Raw genomic sequence first — 4,922 nt, forward strand, 5'->3', positions numbered from 1 at the left:
CGTCCCATTAGTCTATAGGAATTATAGGATATGAGAACGGAACTAATTAAAGAATTGCTTATGGAGAAGATGACCCAACCATATTTTGTATGCAACTATTGTTGTTGCTCTCAGTAAGAAATAAACAATTGTCTGCTTAACCAAAGCAGGTTACAACAATCATTTACTGTTCCCGGAACTCCGTCTGTACCGGCGTCAAAACAATAATGGGATACAATGCTGCAATGCCTGTTCAATAACAGACAGGGACGGGTATTGCCATGAAAAACCAGATCACTGCAAAACTCTCAACATTTTACCATGTTACAACGACTACTCCTCTTTCTGCTGCTCATCGGACCCATGGCAGTATTTGCTCAAACACGTACAGTAACCGGCCGTGTTTATTCTGCAAAAGATAATTCCCCTTTACCGGGTGCTTCGGTAGTAATAAAAGGGACTACCAACGGCGTGATAAGTGACGGCGATGGCAACTTCAGCCTGCAGGTAACTGATCCCGCTGCCACTACGCTGGTGGTCCGTTTCATTGGTATGGAACAACAGGAAGTGCCCATCAGCACATCGCCGCTTAATATTTCACTTCGTTCCTTAGGGAAGGATATTGATGAAATTGTAGTGGTGGCTTATGGTACTGCAAAAAAAAGTTCCTATACCGGTTCTGTATCGCAGATCAAAAGCGACGAACTGGTCAACAGGCAGGTATCCAGCGTTACCAAAGCGTTACAGGGCCTTGCCGCCGGTGTGCAAAGTACTTCCACCAGCGGCCAGCCGGGCTCTGATGCAACTATCCGTATCCGCGGTATTGGCTCCATCAATGCATCCGCTGATCCTTTATACGTGGTAGATGGCGTGCCTTACGGAGGTAGCCTGAATGCCATTAATCCCTACGATATTGAATCCATCAGCGTATTAAAAGACGCTGCTTCCAGCGCACTGTACGGCTCCCGTGGCGCCAATGGCGTAGTGATCATCACTACCAAAAAAGGAAAGAAACAGGGAAGTAATATAGACGTTCGCGTTAGCCAGGGTTTCTCAAAAAGAGCGGTTGACAACTACGACCGTGTAAGCACTGATCAGTATTTTGAGATGTACTGGGAAGCCATCCGGAATGGTGGACTTACCAGCGGGCTGTCGCCCGCTACTGCTGCCGCACAGGCCAGCAGCAATCTTGTAAGAAGGGTAGGCATTAACCCCTACGGTGATGCCTTTCCGCAGCCGGTGGGCACCGACGGAAAATTGGTAGCCGGGGCGAAAGCGCTTTGGGATGATAACTGGGACGATGCCATGCAACGCACCGGTAAGCGTACCGAAGCTGATGTAGCGCTCAGCGGCGCCACCGAAAAAACAAGGTACTATGTTTCCGGTGGCTACCTGAACGACCAGGGTATCTATCTCGCCTCCGGCTTTAAACGCTATAACCTCCGCAGCAATATTGATATTGATGCGAAGAAGTGGTTAAAGGTAGGACTGAACCTCAATGGTACGCACTCCGAACAGGATGCGCCTCCTTCAGAAGACAGCCGTTCTGATAACTACGTGAATTACGGCCGCCTGATGTCGAATTTCTATCCTGTTTATGAGCGCGACCGCGCTACCGGCGCTTATATCCTGGATGCTAACGGCAATAAGATCTTTGACTATGGCAGTTACCGCCCCAGTGCGGCAAACACCAACACCAACCTGGTAGCCACATCTGCAATAGACAAGCACCGGCTTACACGGGATGATTTATCTGCCCGCCTGTATGGAGAAGCTACTATATGGCGCGGACTTAAATTTAAATCAAGTTACAATGCAGACTATACCGCCAAACAACAATACGACTATACGAATCCCACACTGGGCTTTGATGCAGAAGTAGGCGGAACAATAGAGCGGCTTAATACCCGCGTGTTCAGCTGGACATTCAACAACATCTTCACTTATGAAGAAACATTCAATGAAAAGCATCACCTGAACCTGCTGGCAGGCCAGGAAGCCTATAAGTATACTACCACCTTCCTGGACGGACAGAAATCCGGTTTCTCGCTGCCGGGTCTTGAAGAACTGTCAGACGCTTCTCTCATCAAGGATCTGCAGGGATACACTGATACCTACACGCTTTCCAGCTTTCTCGGCAGGGCAGAATATGATTATGTGGGCAAATACTTTTTATCAGCTTCCCTTCGCCGCGACGGATCTTCCCGTTTCGCCCCCAACCACCGCTGGGGCACCTTCTGGTCTGTTGGCGGTTCCTGGAAATTAACGGAAGAAGATTTTCTTAAAAACAATTCCTGGCTTAACCTGCTTACACTCCGTGCCAGCTACGGCGGACAAGGTAATGATAACCTGGGCGACGACGCTTTTTATAACTATTACCCGTTGCTGAATGTGAACAGTAACCTCGGGGAAGGCGGTACCTACCGTCGCCAGGTGTACAACCCCAACCTGCAATGGGAAACCAACCTGAACTTAAACATTGGTGTTGATTTCAGCATGTTTCAAAATCGTTTAGGCGGTACCGTTGAGTTCTTCCAGCGTAAATCACAGGACTTGCTGTATTCCAGGCCAATGGCGCCTTCGGTAGGTTACTCCGCCGTGGATGAAAATATCGGTGCACTGAAAAATACCGGTGTGGAAGGTACCATACATGCAGTACCGGTGAAAACAAAGGATTTCAGCTGGAGCATCGATTTGAACGCTACCCACTATAAAAATAAGATCACGGAATTGCCGCAGAAAGAAATTATCAGTGGTACAAAGAAACTTATGGTAGGCAAATCTATCTATGATTTTTACCTGAGAAAATGGGCGGGCGTAGACCAGGAAACCGGTTTGCCATTGTGGTATATTGATAATGCAGACGGCACCAAAGGCACTACCGGCAACTATTCTGCCGCTACGCAGTATTATAACGGTTCCTCCCTGCCGGATGTATATGGCGGTTTCACTAATACCTTCACCTACAAGGGTTTTTCACTGTCTTTCCTGATGGTATACAGCCTCGGCGGTAAAGTACTGGACCAGGATTACCTGTTCCTGCTCGGTACAGGTACTTCCGCCGGCCGTCCTTTCAGTACAGAGATGCTTAACCGCTGGACACCGGAAAACAAAGTAACGGATGTGCCTAAACTGACTACGGTGCAAACCAACTGGACTTCGGTGTCCGACCGCTTCCTGTATGATGCAAGCTATGCAAGGCTGAAAAGTCTGAACATCAGTTACAATCTTCCTAAATCCCTGATGGATAAAGCGCATCTTAACAATGTACTGGTATATGTACAGGGAGAAAACCTGTTCACGATCTATAATCACCAGGGCCTTGATCCGGAACAGTCGGTAGGAGGTACCACCTACTATCGTTACCCGGCCATTAAATCCATTTCTGCAGGTATTAATCTGAGTTTCTAAAAATTACAACCATGAAAAAGAATATATTCCTGATAATAATCGCTGCGTTGGTATTGGGCGCCTGCAACAAGGATTTCCTGGATACCAAACCAACCAATGCTGTACCGGACGACCAGGTGTTTAATACCGCCGATAACGTGGAAACTGTGATCAATGGTACCTGGTCGTATATGTTTGAAGAATTTTTTACGTACGCGGTACCGGGTTACAAATCCATTCACCTTACCAGCGATGCTATGGGCAGTGATATAGCTGTTACACAATCTTACGGCCTGCGTGATTCCTACGGCTATACAGAAATGACGGATAACACCAAGAACCGCGTAACCGCTTTCTGGACCATCCTTTACAAGGTGATCGACAACTGCAACAACGTGATCGCGAAAGTAGAAAATGCTACCGGCGATGAAGATAAAAAGCAGCGTCTTAAAGGCCAGGCATACGCGCTTCGCGCCAACTGCTACCTTACGCTGGCATCCTTCTATCAGTTCAACAGAACCGGTACTGAAAAAGCGGTTCCCATTTATACAGAACCATCTGGTCCCGCTACCGCGGGAAAGGCTAAATCAACGATCGGCGATGTATACAAACTGGTAATAGACGACCTTCAGAAAGCATTACCACTGCTGAAGAATTATGAACGCAGCGCTACCCAGAAGTGGAAAATAAATAGCAATGTAGCCAATGGATTACTGGCCCGCGCTTACCTCTACAACCGCCAGTGGACTAACGCTATTGCTGCCGCAACCGCCGCCCGCAACGGCTATCCGCTAATGTCCGGCGATGACTATAACAAAGGATTCAGCGACATTAACAATGGCGAATGGATCTGGGGCCATGCACAAACACCTAACCAGAGCAATGCCAGCTACAACTTCCATTTCCTGGATGTTTCCAGCCCGGCTTCTTATTACCAGAGCTTCATGGCGGATCCTTATTTCAGGAATTTCTTCGACAGCGCAGATGTACGGTTCCGTTTGTTCGACTGGGATACTTTACCCGACCAGGAGGGTTATCTCCGTTACAAGAAATTCCGTTTCCGTGATGCAGGTGCACTGGTGGGGGACCTGGTACTGATGCGGTCTGCAGAAATGTACCTGATAGAAGCAGAAGCGTATGCACAAAGCGGTAATATAGCCAAAGGCGCAGAAGCGCTGAATGTATTACGTGCGGCTCGCAATGCTACCCCGTATAACGGAGGCGGAAGGCTGGTAGATACCATCCTTGTAGAAAGAAGAAAAGAATTATGGGGAGAAGGATTTGCACTGTCTGATATTATTCGTACAGGCGGCACCGTAGTAAGGAAGCCATTCCTTTCCTATAATGGACAAGACAGTATTATCAGCGTACCAAGGGGTGATGGCACCTTTGTGAAAGTGCCCGCCCAGGGCCATTTGACACTGAAGCAGCCGGATGGCACCCCGTTTACCCCATACAGCAACTATTACCTGTTTGCGATACCGATCACAGAATTGCAGAATAATCCGAACATCAATAATTAATCATCTTACAAAAAAATCCCCCGGACAAGA

General features: G+C 47.9%; 2 protein-coding genes. Both read left to right on the top strand.

The annotated features are described in order from the left end of the window. Window positions 1–300 precede the first annotated feature (300 nt). Window positions 301–3,390, top strand: a complete 3,090-nt coding sequence (locus tag VN105_RS28565) for a TonB-dependent receptor (RefSeq protein ID WP_325646700.1) — start codon at window positions 301–303, stop codon at window positions 3,388–3,390. Between the two features lie 11 nt (window positions 3,391–3,401). Then, window positions 3,402–4,892 carry a RagB/SusD family nutrient uptake outer membrane protein gene (locus VN105_RS28570; RefSeq protein ID WP_325646701.1) on the top strand — a complete coding sequence of 497 codons (1,491 nt, stop codon included), beginning with the start codon at window positions 3,402–3,404 and terminating at the stop codon, window positions 4,890–4,892. Window positions 4,893–4,922: the final 30 nt, after the last annotated feature.

Origin of the sequence: Chitinophaga sp. (assembly GCF_035564935.1) — a bacterium.
In the GTDB taxonomy this organism is placed as follows: Bacteria; Bacteroidota; Bacteroidia; order Chitinophagales; family Chitinophagaceae; genus Chitinophaga.